Here is a 19,659-nt window from a genome sequence, read left to right on the forward strand (position 1 = left end):
TATTGTTGTTTCATAGCTGGTTATCTCTTTTATATAAAGGTCCAGTAGAATGATGCGGCGGCTACTAGAGGTAGATACCAACCGGCACTCCCCATGAGGGGAGCGCCAGCCGAATTTGTTACCACGGTAATACAGCGCCATCAGTGCGCGGCTCAGTACCGCCTGAAAGAACTCCAGTTGCACGATCACGCAGGATGATCTGCCCCCGACCGAAGCTTATCGAGTCGGCTACCTTAACGATTTTGTGGCCACGACGGGCCAAGGCCTGAGCGAGATGGTCCGGAAAATGAGGCTCAACTTCCACCGTCTTGCCTTTTGTCCATTTCCAGCGTGGGGTATCGAGGACTGCCTGGGGGTTGAGTAGATCCTCAATCATACCGGTGACTACCTGCACATGGCCTTGAGGCTGCATATAGCCACCCATCACACCGAACGGGCCCACCGCCTCGTTATCTTTGGTGATGAAGCCCGGGATTATGGTGTGATAGCTGCGCTTGCCCGGCTCGAGGGCATTGGGGTGGGTAGGATCCAGCGAAAATGACCAGCCACGGTTCTGCAAGCTTATGCCTGTACCAGGGATGACAATCCCTGAACCAAACCCTTTATAGTTACTCTGGATGAAAGAGACCATATTACCATCGCCATCAGCGGTAGCTAAATAAACGGTCCCACCACTAAGGGGGTTGCCATGCACCGGATCGATGGCCTCATCGCCGATTAGCCCAGCTCGCGCCTGTAGATAGTCATCAGCCAGCAGCTGGTCAACACTGTACCGCATAGCACCAGGCTCGGTTACGTGAGCAAAGCCATCCACATAGGCCAGTTTGGTGGCCTCAATGCGACGATGCAGTGTTTCCACTGGGTCACGTCCCTCCGACCCAAGACGCTCCAACATACCTAACGCCTGAAGCACGATCAGCCCACTGCCATTAGGGGGTATCTCCCAGATATCGTGACCCTTGTAGCGAACGCTGATCGGGTCGACCCACTCTGGTTCAAAACGTGCCAAATCCTCCCTGCGCAACAAGCCTCCATGACTACAAAAGAAGTCATCAATACGATCTGCCAGCTCACCCTCATAGAAGTCACGACCTTGCGTCTCACCAATACGACGCAAGGTGTTGGCATGATCGGGAGATGACCACATCTCACCTGGGCGCGGGGCGCGCCCCTTGGGCGCGAAGGTGTCAAACCAAGGGTTGAAAGTGGCATCATCGTAAGAGGAGTAAGTCTGAAATGCCTCTTCCCACATCTGGTGAATGATTGGCGATACTGGAAAGCCTTCCTCAGCCAGCGCCACTGCCGGCTCCAGCAGGTCGGCGAAACGCAGCTTGCCGAAACGCTCGGAGAGGGCGCCCCAAGCAGCTGGGGCACCCGGCACTGTAACCGGCAACACTCCATGGTTGGGTACGGCTTGATATCCAAGCGCTTTCATTGCTTCGATGTTCGCAGCCTGAGGGGCAGGACCGCTAGCGTTGAGGCCATACATCTTGCCGTCAAGCCAAACGATGGCAAAGACATCACCGCCAATTCCGTTCGAGGTGGGTTCCACTACAGTCAAGGCAGCAGCAGTAGCAATGGCGGCATCAACGGCGTTACCACCCCTTTTGAGAATATCCATGCCAACCTGAGCAGCCAGTGGCTGCGATGTAGCAACCATGCCACGGCTACCGAAACTAGCCATGCGACGAGACGCACTAGGGTAATAAAGGGCATCATGCTTCATAGAAGTCTCCTTATAGGCTCAGGCGCCATCGCCTTGCGCCTCGTGATGTTTACGTTGGATCTTGCGATTCTGATAAAGGGAAAAGATCACAGATATTACAGCCAACACTAGGAATAATGCAGACAACGGCCGAGTCAGAAAAGTCATCCAACTACTGTCAAGCTCTAGTGCACGGAAAAGTTGGCGCTCAAGATTACTTCCCAACACCACTCCCAGGATTAATGGTGTCAAAGGCACCTCAGCTTTCCACAATAAGTAGCCGAACACACCAAAAGCAAATAACACCCAAACGTCAAACAAGTTGTTATTAAGAGCGTAAGAGCCGATGGCACAGAGCATTAAAACCACAGGCACAAGGATTTGCTGAGGAATCAACGAAATCTTGGCAAACCAACGAACCAGAAATATCTGACAGATCACCATGACCACTGCACCAAACACTAGACTGGCATAAATAGCCCCAACCAACACAGGATTCTGTTCGAACATTAGTGGTCCTGGTGTGATGCCGTGAAGAATCAACACCCCCATCATGATTGCCATCGGCAGGTCTCCAGGAATACCCAGTGCCAGAGTCGGTACAAAGGCCCCACCAGCTACAGCATTGTTAGAAGCCTCTGAAGCTACAATGCCGTCGGGAATTCCAGTTCCAAATCTCTCTGGATTACGAGAAAATTTCTTAGCTTGGTCGTAGCTAATAAAATTTGCTACCGTGCCTCCTGTACCTGGAAGCGCCCCTACTAAACTGCCAATCAACGAAGACCGGATAGTATTAATCTTCTGACCTGACATATCCTTAAGGATCTGTCGATAGGGAATCGTTACACGGATATCTACATTCTTATCTCCGCCCTTTCCATCGCGTAGTTTTTCGAGATTCCCCATCAATTGAGAGAAGGCAAAAATGCCAATCATCACTGGCAGAATCTCAAACCCGCCCCCCAACATAGGCAGATCAAAATCGAATCGAAGATTGCTATTTCTATCATAACCCACTGTGGTGATTAGCAACCCCAATGCAGCCGCCAACAACCCCTTTAGCATTGCACCGCTGGAAAGCCCAGCCACTAATGTTAACGCAAAGATGATTAGAGCGGTGATCTCCCAAGGGCGAAAATTCATACTGAAACTGGCGATCAAAGGCCCAAAGAAAACCAGCACAGCCACACTTATCAAGGTGCCGAGGAAGGATGCGGCAGCACCAAGGCCCAAAGCACGGCCGGGCTCGCCCTTCTGGGCCATAGGATAGCCATCATAGACAGTGGTGATTGACGAGGGGGTGCCTGGGATACCAAGCATTACACCAGAGACAATACCACCGGAGTACCCACCTACGAATACACCCACCATCAACGAGACACCACTAATTGGATCCATGGCGAATGTAAAAGGGAAGACCACTAGTATCGCCATGGTCACGGTGAAACCGGGGATACTTCCACCAATGATTCCGAACAAAACGCCAATAGCTATCAGGCCCATAACCGAGGGACTTCCTACCTCGGAAAGAGCTTGGAGAAAGAAGTCAGCCATATTTCACTCCAAGAAAGTCAAGGAAGCCATACATTAAGACCGAAACGAAAAACAATGTACACCAAAGGTACTATAGAGAAACTTAGAGACAAATTGATCAGCCACTTCCTCCAAGTATCAACGCCCATCAAAAGAGCCAAGGAGCTCGACAGAAAGAAAAATGTTGAAATTAAATATCCAGCCAATGGGAGGAGAAAAGTATATAACCCGAACAGGCCAAATAATGACAAAATTTTGACATTATTCTTAATCCATTGAACGACACTGTACTTCGAACACCTTTTTTCCAGACCGGTTGTTGCCAGTGATCTCACCAGCAAAATTACTGAAAGAGCAGCTACTACAACCAACAATATTCTTGGGAATAACGCTGAACCATAAGGCTGCCAACTAGTAGGTGGTGGAATGTTTCGTGACTCTATAAATAGCACCGCCGAAACGATCAGCAAGGCTAAAGAAAGCGCTCTATCTTTAGTTAAGGCAAACATAATCACCCCGGGTAGTGGCCAAAATTAGGGCACGCTATATAGCGTGCCCTGAAGCCATCTTTTTTAACCGTCATAGTCAATATTTTCAGCAGCTTTGGCGAGCTTCTCTTGGTTTTCATCAAGATACTCTTTATAATCACTACCGGATAAAAAAGAGGGCACTGACCCAAATTCATTCTTTATCCGTTCCAAAAGCTCTTCATTTTTCATCGCCTCTTCATACGCACCTGCAATTATATCAATGCGCTCTTGTGGCGTTCCCTTGGGTGCAAAAAGCCCTCTGCTTGTGGCATTCACCATATCAATTCCGAGCTCTTTGAGAGTAGGGATGTCCTCCAGCCCGGGCAGCCTCTCTGTATGAGCGACTCCTAAAGGACGAAGCGTACCGTCTTCATAGAATGATGCACCTGAAGGAATGTTAGTAACAGTGAAATCTATCTCTTCAGCCAAAAGCGCTGAAACTTGCTCGCCAGTATCCCCGTAGCCGATCAAACGAACTTCATCCATATCTACGTCGACGGCACTTAAGAATTGCGCCCAAAAGAAATGATCAGTGGAAGTTGGAATCATGCTGAAGCGAACGTCGCCCGGATTTTCTCGTATGTAATCTACTATTCCTCCAGCATCTTCTACTGGATGCCCCGGGTATGTAGTGGCAATGTTAACGGTTTGCGTTAACAGAGCAACCGGATCGAAAGCTTCATAGGAGTAATCCACCATCCCAGCCAGTTGTGATAGTGCAATGGTGTCATGACTACCAAGGAGAGTGTAGCCATCAGGATCAGCATCCTTGACATTACGCGAACCTAACGTAGCACCAGCACCAGCCATGTTAACCGGTACGATAGAGACGCCCAGGTGCTTTTCGGCTTCTTGTGAGATCAGTCGGAAAATGATGTCGGTAGCACCACCCGGGCCAAATGGAATCACCATTCGAATATCCCGCTCCGGGAAGTCATCGGCATGTACTGCAGTAGCAGCCACCCCTAATGATAGTGAGGAAATCGAGGCGGCTAACAGCAATTTACTAAATTTTCTCATTATTAATTTCCTTTATTTTTGAGGCTTTTTTCTAAATTGATTTAGATCACTTAGGAAACGTTGTTAGAGTTTTCTTCCACTTTATGGTCTAGTAATTCAATGGATGATTTAACGTCATCCAAGCAAGATTCCTCCATAGATAAGCGCTCCCAAAACCACAAAGGCGGGGTGAGTACGAAAATGAAGCAGGGCTACAGCAGCGGCTGTGCCGATCACCAAAGTGTGGATCAAACCGGTGCTCTCAACTCCCTCGAGGAAAAAGCCTAAAGTCAACCAACCCATCATCGTAGCGATAACTGGGCGGACCCACTGGCTCATGCGCTTTATACGAGGGGACTCCCTGTGGCGATAGAGCAGCCCTAGAGCACCCAGCATCAATAACAGTGACGGCACAGCCGTGGCGAAAACTGCCACCATTGCTCCAAGCACTCCCGCCACTTCAAACCCTACCTGACCTGCCATTTTAGTGGCAATGGGGCTCGGTAAAGCATTTCCAAGCGCTAGTGTCTCAGCGAACTCTTGAGCATTTAGCCAGCCATAGTGCCCAACCACCTCCGCTTCAATCAGCGGAATAATCGCCGGGCCACCACCGTAACCGATGATGTTAGGAATGAAAAAGGCCAGAAACAACTCCCAATAAATCATGCTTTTACCTCTGACGCGTCGCGAACTGGCTGCAAAAGAGCTGCTGCCAGCAGCGCGCCGATTACCCAGCCCGGGTGCACTCCCAAGCCATAGATTAGGCCGCCGGCTATTAATGCCATGGCTAAGCTGAACATCCAGCCTAAAGCTAGGCGCGATTTTCTCCAGAAATCCAGAGTCAACTGGGCGAGCATGATCATTACCACTGGGACCACTGCCTGCCCCATGCCATGGATCCATGCGACATCGCGGTAGCGGCTTAAGCCACCCAATAACATTATCATTGCCAAGATCATCGGTATGATCACTGCACTAACAGCAATAACACTACCGGTGATGCCACCAACCCGATAACCGATGTAACCTGCCATTTTGGTAGCAATAGGGCCAGGTAAAGTGTTGCCAATTGCCAACACTTCAGCAAACTCTTCGTCGCGCAACCAGGCGTGCCGCTTGACCACCTCCTGCTGCACAAGAGGAATCATCGAGGGGCCACCGCCAAAGCCGAGCAGGCCGATACGGGTAAAAGCCCAAAAGAGAGCCATGTAAGGCATCTTGCGCTGTGGGGTCATTCGAACCGAAGCTCCTGGGCAGTGGCAGCATCAATCATAGATCTGGGCCTTTTTTTCATCTCTTCAAGAAAATCGATTATAATGGTGACTATAGGTTACCATTTGGATAGTCGTCAACACCTAACGGGAACGATTATCCGAGCGATGCAAATAGGAGGCTGTATGGGTACGCCCAAGCGCAAAGCAGGTACTACGCGGTCTAGTCTGATCTACGACACCCTTCGCCAGGACCTTCTCAATGGCCGCTTCCAAGCCGGTGAGAGGATCGCGATCAGTGCCTTAAAAAATCACTACGACGTAGGGCTGAGCCCACTCCGCGAAGCTCTCAACCGATTAGCAGCCTATGGATTGCTGATCCAAGAGAACCAACGCGGCTTTCGCGTGCCGCGACTGAACCGTGAAGAATTGGGCGACATCACCGAGATGCGCCGTCAATTAGAGGGAATGGCACTAGGGCGTGCCATCGAAAGAGGTGATGCGGAGTGGGAGTCTAAGTTGCTAGCTGCTGCCCACCGGCTCAAGCGCGCCGATGAAACCTCAGAGAAAACAGACGAATGGGAGCAGCTGCATGGGTTGTTCCATCGGACTTTGTTGGCGCCATGCGGTTCTGCATGGCTATTGCGTTTCATTGAACAGCTGCATGACCAGTTTGATCGTTACCGACGCCTGGCACCCTCTGTTCCCCAGTTGCGGGAACAGCTCAACCAGCAACATGACGAGCTCGTTGAGCTAGCACTCGCGGGTAGGGTGCCGGAAGCGGAAAAGCTGATACAAGATCACGTCCACCTTTCTCATATGGTTGCTTTGGGGGCATGCGAGTAATGCTTGGCTTGAGCATCTGGAACCCGACACCTAGGCACCTAACATCAGGTCATGTTCAGATCTTCTAAGAGGATAAGCGCCCTGAAACAACGCCATTCAGGTGAGCACTTCGTCGGCCACATTAGGTGCTTAAACACCGAACATGAGATCCGTCGTCGCCTTCGCTACGCCCCGTCGTTCAAGACCAAGTCGTCGTGGCCTTCCTGCAGGGCGATGCCTAGATTGCACAAGTCGCTTTTCAGTACAGAATAGATACAAACCTCGTCCAGACTTGGAACCGTAAGGCCAAACGCCAGAACCATCTACTGACTGTGCCGGGTTTCGTGCCACTGCCGACGCCACCAGCCGCTGCTGATTTGCCAACGCCTCCTCTGTAGGTGGGCTCCGCATCGAGCTTCCCTCATCACGAGGTACCATCACTGTGCATTGGCCGGTAGCCGATGCCGCTCAGCGATAAGCGAACGGGCATCACCGCTTGTCAGTGATCAGCCAATGTGCTGCCAATAATGGGGCATGAGCTCGCGGAGCTGGCTGGCCGTGTGGGTCGTCAACCGTTCCAGCACGTCTTTCAGGTATGAAGTGGTCCCCGCAGGCCCCGGAGTCTCCGCCCTACCCTCACTGAGCTTTCGCCGGATTTCCTCTGAAGGTCTGGACTGGCGACCACTCATCGCACCCCGTGTTCCACGCACCCTCGGCGTCATCACACACTCCCGAACACTACTCTCTACTGCGGCCTCCGCAATGCTTGACCTGGTGCGCGCACATGCCCCAGCATTCAAGCTCTGAGCTCTCAGGTACTCCGCGTATGAGAGGGTGCTGAGAATCACTAGAAGCATGACCTACACTAAGTAAACATTGACCCACTCGATCTCCCGTGGTGCTTCGCTCGGAGTCAAGTCAACCTAGTTAAGTCCAGTGCTGAAAACTAAAATGCTCGAGCGGGGGTACATGAGGGGGTACATGAATCATTTTGAATAAAAATTCTCCTTTTAATCAGTGCTTTACAGCTGCTTTTTACGGGACGCCGCCTCCACCAATCAAGCAAGCGAATCAAGCACCTACGGGTGCTTTTTTCGTTTATGAACCACCTCTTCGCCCTCCCCACCCGACGATGGGCATTGATCATCACCCGACATTCGGCAGTACCTAGATGCAACCATCAGTAACCCCTGAGTCTGCTTCCATGAAGTCATTGATTGCCTTCGTGACCACCGCCAGGCTGGGCTCGATGACCGCGGCGGCCGATGCCGAACGCACCACCCAACCCACCATTTCCCAACGGATTCGGGTACTGGAGGAGCATCTCGGCCTGCCGCTGTTCGACCGTCGCGGGGGGCGACTGAGCCTGACCACCCAGGGGGAGCACTTCTACCGTGAGATCGCACCGAGCCTCGACACCCTGCGCGATGCCTGTGATCGCTTCAGACGCCATGGCCAGGGGCCCGCGCCGTCGGTCGTCATCGCCGCCGACGCAGGGTTCGCGCATCTCTGGCTGCTTCCTCGTCTACCGGCGCTGAAGCGAGCCTTCCCAGGTTTCAACGTCAGGCTGATGCCCATCGATCGTGCGGATGATCCGGAACGGTTGGCTGCAGACATCACGATTCGCTTTGGCCCACACGCCCCTCAGGAGGAGGAGCGGCTGGTGGCGCGCGAGGTGGTCTTTCCCGTTTGCAGTCACGAATATGCCCAACAGCACGATATCTCGGGCCCCCTGTCCTCCTCGAAGCTGGCTGAGCTTTCGCTGCTGCATCAGGATATTCGCAATCCGCGCTGGCTCGACTGGACGCAGTGGTGCCAGCACGCGGGCCTGACGCTGGCGCCCGACGAGGGCATCTTTACCTATCACAACTATGCGCTACTGCTGAATGCTGCGCTTGCCCATCGTGGGGTGGCGCTGGGTTGGTCGAACCTGGTCGAGGAGTACCTGGTCACCGGCCAGCTGGTGGCTCTGGGGCCGCAGATCACGCGAGAAAGCTATGGCTATTGGCTGAGCGTCAAGCATCACCGGAGTGCGGTGATCGAGCCGATCCGTGACTGGCTGCTGGACGCCGTGCATCGGGGGGAAGGACCGCCGACGGAGGGTGCGGGACCCAGATATTGAGCCGCGAGGCGTTGCGGATGCTCGTCTCGAGCATCCGCACAAGGCTATGGCCTCATACTTCCAGCGGATACTCCTCGCCGATCACCGCCGGATCGAAGGGCTGGCGAGAGAACACGCGCCGCAGCATGGGCTCGAAGTGTTCGAGCGGAGGCGTCGGATAGTCCGGATCGAATGCGGCCTGGTCGTAGCGCTCACAGAAGTCGACGCAGGTCTGGTACCAGGGGTGGTCCTTGTAACGGTCGCGCTCGTGGGGATCTTCGCCGAAGTGGTGCGCGTAATAGACTTTCTGGAAGAGGCCATGGTGATGAATGACCCAGGTGACCTCGGCACGCACATAGGGACGAATGATGGCGGCCGCCAGCTGAGAGTGATTGTAGGGGGCCAGTTCATCGCCCAGATCGTGCAGCAGGGCCGCCACGATCATGTCCTCATCGGCACCGTCGGCCTCTGCGCGTGCCGCCGACTGCAATGAATGCTCCAGCCGAGTGACCTGATAGCCGCTCAGGGTGTTCTCCAGCTGGCGCAGGGCGTTGAGCAGACGGTCGACCAACCCCTGGTTGAAGGTGTCTTCCAGCTGCTCCAGGAAGACATACTCCTCCCGGGTGCCGTCTTTCATCTGGCGAAATGTGACCTGTTCCATTCAGGCAACCTCCTCGATGGATGCGTGGGTCTTCAAGAGGCTGGCAAATCGTTCCCGCGGGCCATCGGCATCCAGATAGCAGCCCTGCAGGTGGCGGTGCCCCTCGTTACTGTCATAGCTGGTGCGACCGTGCAGCACGCGGCTGTTGTCGAACAGCATCAATTCTCCGGCACCGAGGGCAAAGCGCACCTCATAGGCCGGGTCGGCCAGCAGTTCGCCGAGCCGCTGGCGGGCACGGTGGAACAGCCGGGTCTGGGCGTCGGACAACAGCGGCAGAGCATCCAGACGCGGACTGTAATGGACACCGGTCGGATAGCCATCATCGTCGGTCTGGATCATGGTGCGCTGGGTGACCAGCCGGGTGCCGGCGTCGACGAAGCGAAAGCGCACCGGTATCTGCTTGAGCAGTTCATAGCCGTCCGGCATTTCCTGGCGCAACTGCTCGAGGACCTTGAGGCTGTCGGCCAGGGTGGAGAGGCCACCGGTGGTCTCGTTGACCAGGCAGTGTAGCAGCTGGATGCCGGGTACCGGATCGCGGTAGGGATTGTCGGTATGGGGGCCCAGCGCCACGCTGCGGTAGGCGAGGTCATTGCCGCTGGGGCGGGAGTAGACCTCGAAATAGCGGCCAAAGTTGGTTTCCTTGACGTAGCCGAAGTGACTGCCGACCTGCAGGATGCGTTCAGGGTCGGTGGGCACGCCATACAGCACGATATACCCCCGCCGCATATAGGCATCGAGGGAAGCCTGAAAATAGGCGGGGTCGTTGAGCACCCGGTTCCAGTCGAAGCGCATCTGTTGCGGCGCCAGCGAGGCATCCCAGGGCTCGGCGGCCGGAAAGAGATCGGTCTCGCCCAGCTCATTGGCCAGGGTGCTCAGGTCGTAGGTCTCGCGATGGCCATCGCTGAAGGTGAGATCCACCTGTTGCTCGCCTACTCGCACAGCCCGGACAAGCGTCAGGTCGGCGTCGATGGCGTGAGAGTCGAACAGCCGCTGCTGGGTCATGGCCTCCAACTGGTCAGGGGCCTGAGTGCGCTCACGTAGCCACAGCGGACTGAGTTCATGGGACAGCCCACCATCCTCGATGACAACGGCGGGCGGCTGTTCATGAATAAGAAAGGTGTAACGGCGGGAAATGGGCTGCATCGTCAGGCTCCGGTTGCGGGCAGTTAACCGGCATGCATGCTGCAGAACCCGACGACAGCCGAGTAGAGGCGAAGCCTTATTCACCGCCATGCATTTTTCTTATACCCCCTCTGTTGGTTGCGAATAGGCGGACCCCTCTCCCTTCGACCCAGGGCTTGTTGCAGGTCCCTGCCGGGCTGGACCGACTTCCATCCTGAACACCGTCTTCCATCCTGAATTAAGAGAGGCGCGTTGACGCAGCACACTTGGCCCGGGGGAGGCCAGCCTCTAGGCTCGAAACATTCCCTCCTGCCTGGTTCCAGCATGCACCCACAACGCGCCCGACTGCATAACGAGCTTCACGCTCGGCCCTCGATCTACTTCGAGGAGCCGGCGCACATTCACCACTACGCCTTCCTCGATGGCGACGGCATTGCCACTGACATTCTCGACCGGATCGCAGAGGCGGTCGGCAGGACCCTCGACTCCGAAGCGGCTCAGGAGATCCTGAACTACGGTGACCAGACGCTGAAATGGGAGCGCCACACCGAGTTCTTCACCCTCACCCTACTGGTCCCCAAGTCCGGGCAAGGCGAGCCCTGGCCATCGCCCCCGCCGCTGCTGGCGGAAATCACCGCCGCACACAGCCGTAAGCTCATCAATGCCAGCCTGGTTCTGGTGGAGGCGGAGGCTGACTGGGGTGGCGACCCCAGGGCCTACGGCTTTCGCGACCCTGCCGGTTCCAGCGTGGGGGATGGAGACGCCACCGTATGGAGCGACTTCCGGCTCACGGCGGACGGAGTCAATCGGCTGATTCTGGTCAACCGCGGCCTCAACGCCTTTCGCCTGGGGCGCACGACCCGGCGCCTCCTGGAGATCGAGACATACCGCATGATGGCCTCGCTGGCGCTACCAATGGCCAAGAAGATGAGCCTCGAGCTACGCGACCACGAGCTCGAGCTCGGCAAGCTCTCGGAGCGTAACACCGAGGACACCGAAGCAAGCTCCCGCCCGCTTCTGGCGGCCATCTCCGAGCTTTCGGCCAGGCTTGAGCGCTCGGGTGCCCGATCGCGCCAGCGCTTCAGCGCCACCGAGGCCTATGCGCGGATCGTCTTCAACCGTATCGAAGAGCTACGCGAGGAGCGCCTCGGCGACCGCCCCCGACTGGGGACCTTCATCCTGCGACGCTTTCGGCCAACAGTTCACTACTGTGCCGCTATCGATCAACGTCAGGAGAGTCTCGCGGAGAGTGTTGCACGGCTCAATGACCTGCTCAGAACCCGTGCCCAGGTGGAGATAGAAGAGCAGAACTCCGAGATCCTGCAGAGCCTCAACGAACGCACCAACAGTCAGCTGAAGCTGAAGATACAGAAGGCTGTCGAGGGGCTGTCGATCATCGTCATCAGCTATTACCTCTTCAGCCTGTTCAAGCTGGGGCTGCAGAGCCTGAATGCCCTTGGCGTGGTCATAGCACCTGGCGTCGCCGCCGCCATCCTGGGGCCCCTGGGGCTGGGAATCATCGGCTTTCTGGCGTGGAGAATTCAACGCGTCAAGAATCACTGATGGTAGAACTTTTCGATGTGATTTTGCGAATATTAGTAGACATTCGTAGACTCTCAGCCTGCCCTTCTCGCACACCCGACTACTTTAAGTTCAATTAATCCACCGGCATCTTGTATCTAGCCGTACACAGCCACCAGCTAACCACAGACCCTATACCGAGCCTAAACCTCCACAATGAGCCTTCTCGATAAGCGAGCACTTTACCTACTTGAGGTCGCTAGCTGCGGTGGAATACGAGCAGCAGCAGAACACCTGGATCTCAGTCCCTCTGTGATCAGTCGCCAGGTACGAAGACTCGAAAGGGAGTTAGGTACGGCTCTACTGGAACGCCAAGGGCGCAACGTGGTACCGACAGAGGCCGGCCAGCTTGTGATCGACAGCTTCCTGGATCAGCGACGCCTGCACTCCCAGCTCTGGGATACGCTCTCTCGGCTACGCAACCTGCAAGCGGGCAAGGTGGTTGTCTCGGTGGGAGACGGCTTCGTCGACAGCTTCATTCAGCATGTGATGCGCCGCCTCTCCGAGCAATACCCCGACGTCCTTGTGGAAATCAAGACAGGCATCTATTACCCCCGCGAGCCGCACGAGATGGTGGCCAACGACGAGGTCGATATCGCCGTGACCTACGGGTCGATCTCCGACCCGCGGCTGGTGGTTCACTCCTTCGAGCGAGGGGCGCTTTGCGCTCTGGTAGCGCCTGGGCACCCTTTGGCCACCTGTGCCGGAGTGACCCCTGCCGAGCTGGTCAAGCACAAGTTGATCTTTCTGCCCGACGCCTCAGGCTCACAGCGCTTCGTCAATGACCTGTTTCGGGCCGCCAGTCTACCGGCAACGCCGGCCTATCGTTGTAACCTGCACTCTGTTTCTCGCCGCCTGGCTAGCGCAGGCGTAGGAGTGTCATTCATGACTGCGGCGGCTGCGAGAAGCGAAATTGAAGCGGGGAAGCTGCGCGCCATCCCCATTCGTCACCCCATGGCAGAAAGTAGCCAGGGTAACTTGGTACGCAGAGCCGGCAGACGGCTGTCACCCGCTGCCGGCTATCTGTGGAAGTTGATGCTGGCGATGGAGTGATCAGCTGGCCATCATGTAGACTCCCGGGCCGATGGGCCACCCCATTGCCAGCCAGAACATCAAAAACGTCGACCACGCAATCAGAAAGCCCATGGCCAGCGGCAACATGGTGGCGATCAGTGTACCCAGCCCCATATCCGGCTTGTAGCGCTGCATGTAAACCAGCGCCACCGAGAAGTAGGGGCTCATCGGCGAAATGATATTGGTGCTTGAGTCACCGATGCGGAACATGGCCAGGACGAAGGCCGGATCGAAGTCGATCATCATCAGCATGGGCACGAACACCGGCGCCATCAGCGCCCACTGTGCCGAGCCGCTGGTCATGAATACATTCAACACCGCACTCATGACTATAAAGGCTCCCACCAGCGGCAATCCGGTGAAGCCAGTGCTCTGCAGGATATTGGAGCCTTCGATGGCGATGAACTGGCCCAGTTCCGACCAGCGAAAGTAGGCGATGAACTGCGAAATGGCGAAGAACAGCACCAGCGTGGGGGCCAGATCGCTGGCCGACTCCGCCATGCGCTGAGGCACATCGCGACTGCTGGTGATCTTGCCTAGCGTGATGCCATATACCAAGCCAATCATGACAAAGTAGACGAACATTAGCGGAACCAGCGAGCGTAGGAAGGGTGAAGGAATCAGACCACCCTCCTCGTTGCGCAACGGCGACGTCTCGGGCAGCACTATCAGCGCCACCAGAGCGAGATAGACCAGCGTAGCGATTCCAACTCGCTTGAGTCCGCGCTCCTCAACTACGGTCAGCTCAGGCTTCTCAATCTCGGTGGTGAAGTCTTTGCTCATGGGCAGCGTACGCTGCAGACGCGGCTCCACCACCTTGTCGACCAACAATGTGCCTACGGTCGCCAGCACGAAGACCGAGCAGGCGACGAAGAAGTAGTTATCCACCGGCGATATATAGGCCTCAGGGTCGACCAGTCGCGCCGCCTCGGTGGTAATCCCGGCAAAGAGAGCATCCCCTACGGTGATGAAGAGGCTGGCATCGAAGCCGGCGCCGGCCGCCGCATAGGCGGCCGCTGCACCGGCGATAGGATGACGACCCACCGAGTAGTAAACCATGGCCGCCAACGGAATCAGGATCAGGTAGTTGGCATCGGAGGCGATGCTTCCGCAGATGCCAGCCATGAACACGCAGAACGTCAGCAGCGAGGGCGGCGCCTTGGCCACGCTGACCTGCATCAGGGTCGACATCAACCCCACCTTGTCGGCCAGACCAATGCCGAACATCACCACCAGAATTAGCCCCAGTGGAGGAAAGTTGACGAAATTGCTGACGACGCTGGTCAACATGAACTCAATGCCTTCGGCAGAGAGCAGGCTTCGCACGTGAACTTCGGCGTCGGTCTGCGGATTGATGGCGGAGACGCCAAGCGATTCCAGCAGGGCAGAAAGCGCCACCACCACACCGGCAAGGATCGCGAACAGGATAAAGGGGTGCGGCAGCTTGTTCCCTGCACGCTCAATGGATGAAAGGACGGCTTGCATCTGGTGTATACCTTGTTGTGTCGGTTGCTACGTATTCAGTCCCGCGACATGAGACCTTTGGCCAACGCGACGAACATGCCGCCGGCCACCGGCAGGATGTTGTCGTTGAAGTCGTAGTGCTCGTTATGCAGATAGGCCCCGTCACCGTTACCGACGAAGAAGAAACAGCCTGGCACTTCCTGCAGGTAGAATGAAAAGTCCTCGGCGCCCATGGTGGGCATGTAGTCCAGCCGCTGGATATCCGGGCTGACGCCGTATTCCTTGGCCAGCGCCAGGACCCGGTCCGCCCATTTGGCGTCATTTACCAGCGGGGGTATCTGGTGCTCGTGCTCCAACCGATAACTGGCGCCATGGACCGCACAGATTCCGCTAACGACTTGTTCGAGCTTGCCAGCCAACGCCTCACGAGATGAGGGACGATCGCTACGAATATTGACAACAAGCTCGGCCTGACCAGGAATCACGTTGGCAGCGTCACCTGCATGAAAAGCAGCGACCGTGATCACGCCAGCTTCAAGGGGAGACTTGTTGCGCCCGACCAGCCCCTGCAGCTGCTGAACCAGCGAAGCGCCGACGTAGATGGGGTCAACCGCCAGGTGCGGCATGGCAGCGTGGCCCGAACGGCCGTCGATGGTAACCCGGTAAGTATCATTGCCGCCCATTGCGGGCCCGGGCTTGACAAACAGCTGTCCCTCATCGAAGCCGGGGCGGTTGTGATAGCCAAAGATAGCCGACACTCTCGGGTTATCTAGGACGCCGGCCTCAACCATTCGAGCAGCGCCGTTGCCGCCTTCCTCTGCGGGCTGAAACAACAGCTTCAGATGGCCGGAAAGCTCATCCTTCATCGCGATGATCGCTTCTGCGGCCAGAAGCAGGCTGGCGGTATGCCCATCGTGGCCGCAGGCATGCATCAACCCGTCATGGCTCGAACGGTAATCAAAGGTATTGGCCTCCCGGATCGGGAGTGCATCCATATCGGCACGAAATGCGATCACCGGGCCGTCTCGGCCAGTATCCAGTTCCGCCATCACACCTGTCTTGGCAAGGCCTTCGGTTACGCGGTAGCCAAGTGCACGAAGTCGCTCGGCGACGACTTGAGCCGTGGCCGTTTCTTCGTACTTGAGCTCAGGGTGACGATGGAAGTGCCGGCGTAAACGCGTGGCTTCCAGCACCTGTGAGTCGTCAAACATTGAGTCTCCTCGGAGCAAAAGGAAGATTAATAATAAAACCTAACGCTATGCGAAGGCGCGCCCCGGAAGGAGAGGACGAAAAGTCCGCTTTGTTGCTAGTAAGGCAACAATTCAGCACCACTTTAGACCATAGTCGCAACCTTGGAATGCCTAATAAATATAAGTGCCGGTAGCACGGGTCATGGAGTGATCACCCCAGAGTACATCTTGATCACTTGGCCAAGCTCCCATGGGTTGCCACAAATAGCTCTAGCCCCTAAGTTCCCAGCGGCTTTCTCCAGCGACTCTCGGCGGCCCCCCACTCACCGGTCTCCTAGAGAGCTTCGGCATGTCCGGTTCAATAGGCGTAGCGCTGGTCGCTGATTGGAGCGTGTTCACTCTCTTCGCAAGGCTGCTTGGGAAGACTGTCATCGCTATATCACCCTGTACGGAGCTTCTGACCGGCCAGGCTGACCTCCTCACCATCTCGCGCCACGCGCACATTGGCCGGCAGGTGGAAGGCCTCGTCTGCCAGCTCACAGTCAAGCTCGTGGCCGATATGGGTCAGGTACGCCATCGGCACCGACAGCCGTTCGATGATCTGCAGGGCGAGGTCGAGGGTGTTGTGATTGCGTGGATCAATCACGTGGCTGGGGTAGCCACAGTCCAGCACCACGACATCCGGCCGCCACTCGCGCAGGAATCGCTCGGTGGCACCGGGCAGGCCACAGGTGTCGGTCAGGTAGGCGAGCCGACTCTCCCCCACCTCCAGGCAATACCCTAGCGTCGGCTTGCTGTGATTGAGCGGCACTGGGGTAACCGTCAGGGGTGACAGATGCAGGGGGCGAAACGGTTTCAGAGGCACCCGAAAGTCGAGTATCCCGGGGTTCCGATAGAGATCAGCACACCCCTGGGAGTCCTTGGGTCCATAGACCGGAATCGACGCACCGCATCCCCAACGCAGGTGCAAGAGTCCCTGAACATGGTCGGCATGATAGTGAGTCAGCAGGATGGCACTGGGGCGTTGATGCTCACAGCGAGTGGCCAGATCCATCTGCCCGGCATCGATAAGATAGCGCTGGCCCTCGACCTCGATCTCGGCACTACAGGGCCCGCGTCTCGCGCTGGCGATCACCCGCGCCCTGGTACAGATGCGACAGTCACAGCCGAAACAAGGTATCTGAGCGCTGTCGCCGGTCCCCACAAAGCGAAATCTCACGCCACCACCTCCCCGTCGACCAGCCGCTCCAGCGCATCCAGAGTGGCATCCAGTGACCCGCCGTTATCCAGCCTTGGCACCTCCGGCAAGGCGTCGCGAAGCTCGCGATGCCGGGCAAGACGGGCTTCTATCTGTGCCTCACCTTCACGCCCACGACGCCTGAGCCGCTCGCCAAGCACCTCATCAGAGGCTGTCATGACCACTGGGGTCAATTTCGCACCGAAGCGCTCTCTTGCCAGGGAGAGTGCGCGACGACTGCCATTGACCAGCACCACGCGATCTCGCGCCAGCCAGGCCTCGAGTTCGATCCCCAGTCCATAGTGCAGACCATGCGCTTGCCAGCTCATGGCGAACAGACCCGCCCGCTGGCGGGCCATGAACTCCTCGCGGCTCAGGGCGATGCTGTTCTCGGTATCCCCGCTATGTCGCGTCACATAGCGGTGGGCAACCAGCCACTCCGGATAACGCTGCCGGGCAGCCGCCAACAGCGTGTCCTTGCCCACCCCGCTGGCCCCGACCAGATAGATCAGACGAGCCATCAGTGCACCTGCCTGCCGGCACACCACACCCGCTGCACCAGCGGTTGGTCATCCACCACTCGCACACGCAGCAGGTCGGCACGCAGGCCCGCTGCCAAGCGTCCCCGATCCTCGAGCCCTACCGCCTGGGCCGGATTACGGGTGGCCGTCGCCACGGCCCGGGGCAGGGAATAACCCGACTCCATCGAGGCGATGCGGAACACGGCATCCAGCAGGGCCGCCGGGTAGTAATCCGATGACAGCACATCGAGCACGCCCAGCGATACCAGCTCCGCGGCGGCGATATTGCCCGAGTGCGAGCCACCTCGCACCACATTGGGAGCCCCCATCATCACCGCCAGCCCGTGGCGGTGAGAGGCCTCGGCGGCCTCCCGCGTGGTGGGAAACTCGGCCACGCGAGTGCCGTACTCGACACTCTCGGCCACATGCTCGATGGTGGCATCATCGTGACTGGCCAGGGCCAGGCCGCGCCGATGACAAGCCGCGGCGATGGCCTGCCGGTTGGGGCTGCTGTAGCGCGCGCTGTTGGCCAGCTGCTTTTCGATAAACGCCTCCAGCGCTTCATCACTGAGCCCATGTTTACCCTGATAGTAGGTGCGGTACGCCTCCAGGCTGACGAACTGACGCTGGCCAGGAGCATGATCCATCAGAGATACCAGGCCCAGCAGCGGAGAATCGGCCAGCTCCTCGAAACGCGCCAGGGTCTCGGGCTGACAGACCTCGCAGCGCAGATGGAGACGATGATCAATGCGTGCCATGCCATCGTCCACGATCCCCTGCAGCGACCCCACCATCTGCCTGAGCGCGCTCTCGCGCATGCTCTGCTCATCGATATCCCCGATCGAAATCGCATCGAACACCGTGGTCACGCCGCTCGCCGCCATCTGGGCGTCATGAGCCAACGCCGCCGGGCGCCCCGGCCAGGCCACCCTGGGGCGTGGCTGAAAATACTTCTCCATGTTGTCGGTATGCAGCTCGATCATGCCCGGCATCAGGTAGTCGCCTTCGCAGTTCACCGCCGAGGACACGCCACTGGATCCGCTGTCCACTGAGGCGATTCGCCCATCGCGCACCACCAGCGACCCCAGGCGCACCTCATCATCGAGAATCAGCCGCGCATTGGTCAGTACCTGCTCGGTGTTACTCATGAGACACCCTCCTTCCCGGCGAATGGCGCTGCCCCCAGGGCCACCCCCATGTGCGGCGTCAACGGCAGCAGGCGATCCGCCACCCGATCACGTACCTCTTCGTCGTGGAAGATCCCCAGCAACGCGGCGCCGCGGGCCTTGGCCTCCTGGATCAGCTCGATCACCACTTCGCGGTTGGCGGCATCCAGTGAGGCCGTGGGCTCGTCCAGCAGCAGCAAGGGGTGTTCGGCAATAAAGCCGCGCGCGATATTGACTCGCTGCTGTTCACCCCCGGAGAAGGTGCCCGGCGGTAGCCGCCACAGGCGCTCGGGAAGATTGAGTCGCGCCAGCAGGGTCTCGGCCCTCACCCGGGCATCGGCCGTATCGACACCACGCGCCAGCAGCGGCTCCATCACCACCTCCACCGCCGGCACCCGGGGGATCACACGCAGAAACTGGCTGACGTAGCCGATCACGTCACGACGCAGGGTATGCCAGGCATGGGCGGGCAGGTCGCCGAGCGACAACTCGCCATCCTCGAAGTGCAGGTGCAAGGCGCCCCCGGTCACGCGATAACTACCGTGGAGCATCTTGAGCAGCGTGCTCTTGCCGATGCCGCTGGGACCGGACAACACCAGGCACTCGCCGGGGGAAAGGGTCAGATGCAGATCTCGCATCACTTCCAGGGTCATGCCGCCCTGACCGTGCAGGACGAAGGCCTTGTGCAGGGCGTCGACGCTGAGAAAGGGTTGCGTCAAGGATGTCATGGTCGGCCTCC

19 protein-coding genes are annotated in these 19,659 nt (G+C 57.4%); 5 read left to right on the plus strand and 14 right to left on the minus strand.

Going from position 1 to position 19,659, the window contains the following annotated elements:
• Positions 1-118 precede the first annotated feature (118 nt).
• The 6 genes from E0702_RS06360 to E0702_RS06385 all read right to left on the minus strand — a co-directional run bounded on the left by E0702_RS06360 (position 119) and on the right by E0702_RS06385 (position 6,002).
• Positions 119-1,726, minus strand: a complete 1,608-nt coding sequence (locus E0702_RS06360; RefSeq protein WP_132042144.1) for a gamma-glutamyltransferase family protein — start codon at positions 1,724-1,726, stop codon at positions 119-121.
• 18 nt (positions 1,727-1,744) lie between these two features.
• Complete coding sequence (locus tag E0702_RS06365; protein WP_132042145.1) at positions 1,745-3,259, minus strand: tripartite tricarboxylate transporter permease; 1,515 nt, start codon at positions 3,257-3,259, stop codon at positions 1,745-1,747.
• A gap of 17 nt (positions 3,260-3,276) precedes the next feature.
• On the minus strand, positions 3,277-3,747 hold the full coding sequence (locus E0702_RS06370) for a tripartite tricarboxylate transporter TctB family protein (RefSeq protein ID WP_132042146.1): 471 nt from the start codon (positions 3,745-3,747) through the stop codon (positions 3,277-3,279).
• Between the two features lie 63 nt (positions 3,748-3,810).
• Positions 3,811-4,788 carry a Bug family tripartite tricarboxylate transporter substrate binding protein gene (locus E0702_RS06375; protein ID WP_132042147.1) on the minus strand — a complete coding sequence of 326 codons (978 nt, stop codon included), beginning with the start codon at positions 4,786-4,788 and terminating at the stop codon, positions 3,811-3,813.
• Between the two features lie 114 nt (positions 4,789-4,902).
• Positions 4,903-5,433, minus strand: coding sequence for a chromate transporter (locus E0702_RS06380; protein ID WP_132042148.1), 531 nt, complete (start codon positions 5,431-5,433; stop codon positions 4,903-4,905).
• Positions 5,430-6,002: a chromate transporter gene (locus E0702_RS06385; protein ID WP_240721686.1), complete on the minus strand. Its 573-nt coding sequence runs from the start codon at positions 6,000-6,002 to the stop codon at positions 5,430-5,432. Before E0702_RS06385 ends, E0702_RS06380 begins: the two co-directional genes overlap by 4 nt.
• Positions 6,003-6,164: 162 nt before the next feature.
• On the opposite strand from E0702_RS06385, the gene E0702_RS06390 reads away from it, so the two are divergent.
• The 3 genes from E0702_RS06390 to E0702_RS06400 all read left to right on the plus strand — a co-directional run bounded on the left by E0702_RS06390 (position 6,165) and on the right by E0702_RS06400 (position 8,925).
• A complete protein-coding gene (locus E0702_RS06390; RefSeq protein ID WP_132042149.1) occupies positions 6,165-6,824 on the plus strand; it encodes a GntR family transcriptional regulator in 660 nt (219 codons plus the stop codon).
• Positions 6,825-7,337: 513 nt separating this feature from the next.
• A complete protein-coding gene (locus E0702_RS20130) occupies positions 7,338-7,610 on the plus strand; it encodes a LysR substrate-binding domain-containing protein (protein ID WP_132042150.1) in 273 nt (90 codons plus the stop codon).
• 397 nt (positions 7,611-8,007) lie between these two features.
• Positions 8,008-8,925: a LysR substrate-binding domain-containing protein gene (locus E0702_RS06400; protein WP_165927496.1), complete on the plus strand. Its 918-nt coding sequence runs from the start codon at positions 8,008-8,010 to the stop codon at positions 8,923-8,925.
• Between the two features lie 52 nt (positions 8,926-8,977).
• Here E0702_RS06400 and E0702_RS06405 read toward each other — a convergent pair whose 3' ends face one another.
• Both E0702_RS06405 and E0702_RS06410 read right to left on the minus strand, forming a co-directional pair.
• Complete coding sequence (locus E0702_RS06405; protein WP_132042152.1) at positions 8,978-9,565, minus strand: HD domain-containing protein; 588 nt, start codon at positions 9,563-9,565, stop codon at positions 8,978-8,980.
• Positions 9,566-10,708 (minus strand): TauD/TfdA family dioxygenase, encoded by a 1,143-nt coding sequence (locus tag E0702_RS06410; protein ID WP_132042153.1) that lies wholly within the window; start codon positions 10,706-10,708, stop codon positions 9,566-9,568. It lies immediately after the preceding gene.
• A 303-nt stretch (positions 10,709-11,011) separates the two neighbouring features.
• Here E0702_RS06410 and E0702_RS06415 point away from each other — a divergent pair, with 303 nt between their 5' ends.
• Together E0702_RS06415 and E0702_RS06420 are read left to right on the plus strand one after the other, a co-directional pair.
• The gene (locus E0702_RS06415; RefSeq protein WP_132042154.1) at positions 11,012-12,250 is read left to right on the plus strand and encodes a DUF3422 domain-containing protein; all 1,239 of its coding nucleotides are present in this window, start codon (positions 11,012-11,014) and stop codon (positions 12,248-12,250) included.
• A 174-nt stretch (positions 12,251-12,424) separates the two neighbouring features.
• A complete protein-coding gene (locus E0702_RS06420; RefSeq protein ID WP_132042155.1) occupies positions 12,425-13,321 on the plus strand; it encodes a LysR family transcriptional regulator in 897 nt (298 codons plus the stop codon).
• Here E0702_RS06420 and E0702_RS06425 read toward each other — a convergent pair whose 3' ends face one another.
• From E0702_RS06425 to phnL, 6 genes are all read right to left on the minus strand, one after another.
• Complete coding sequence (locus tag E0702_RS06425; protein ID WP_132042156.1) at positions 13,322-14,827, minus strand: AbgT family transporter; 1,506 nt, start codon at positions 14,825-14,827, stop codon at positions 13,322-13,324.
• A gap of 35 nt (positions 14,828-14,862) precedes the next feature.
• Positions 14,863-16,017 (minus strand): M20 metallopeptidase family protein, encoded by a 1,155-nt coding sequence (locus E0702_RS06430; RefSeq protein WP_132042157.1) that lies wholly within the window; start codon positions 16,015-16,017, stop codon positions 14,863-14,865.
• A gap of 418 nt (positions 16,018-16,435) precedes the next feature.
• Positions 16,436-17,215 (minus strand): phosphonate metabolism protein PhnP, encoded by a 780-nt coding sequence (gene phnP, locus E0702_RS06435; protein ID WP_132042158.1) that lies wholly within the window; start codon positions 17,213-17,215, stop codon positions 16,436-16,438.
• On the minus strand, positions 17,212-17,754 hold the full coding sequence (phnN, locus tag E0702_RS06440) for a ribose 1,5-bisphosphokinase (protein WP_132042159.1): 543 nt from the start codon (positions 17,752-17,754) through the stop codon (positions 17,212-17,214). The genes phnP and phnN overlap by 4 nt, the downstream gene beginning before the upstream one ends.
• Positions 17,754-18,902: an alpha-D-ribose 1-methylphosphonate 5-triphosphate diphosphatase gene (locus E0702_RS06445; protein WP_132042160.1), complete on the minus strand. Its 1,149-nt coding sequence runs from the start codon at positions 18,900-18,902 to the stop codon at positions 17,754-17,756. The genes phnN and E0702_RS06445 overlap by 1 nt, the downstream gene beginning before the upstream one ends.
• Positions 18,899-19,648, minus strand: a complete 750-nt coding sequence (gene phnL / locus E0702_RS06450) for a phosphonate C-P lyase system protein PhnL (RefSeq protein WP_132042161.1) — start codon at positions 19,646-19,648, stop codon at positions 18,899-18,901. Before phnL ends, E0702_RS06445 begins: the two co-directional genes overlap by 4 nt.
• Positions 19,649-19,659: the final 11 nt, after the last annotated feature.

The sequence above is a fragment of the Halomonas marinisediminis genome, from assembly GCF_004347715.1.
In the GTDB taxonomy this organism is placed as follows: Bacteria; Pseudomonadota; Gammaproteobacteria; order Pseudomonadales; family Halomonadaceae; genus Halomonas; species Halomonas icarae.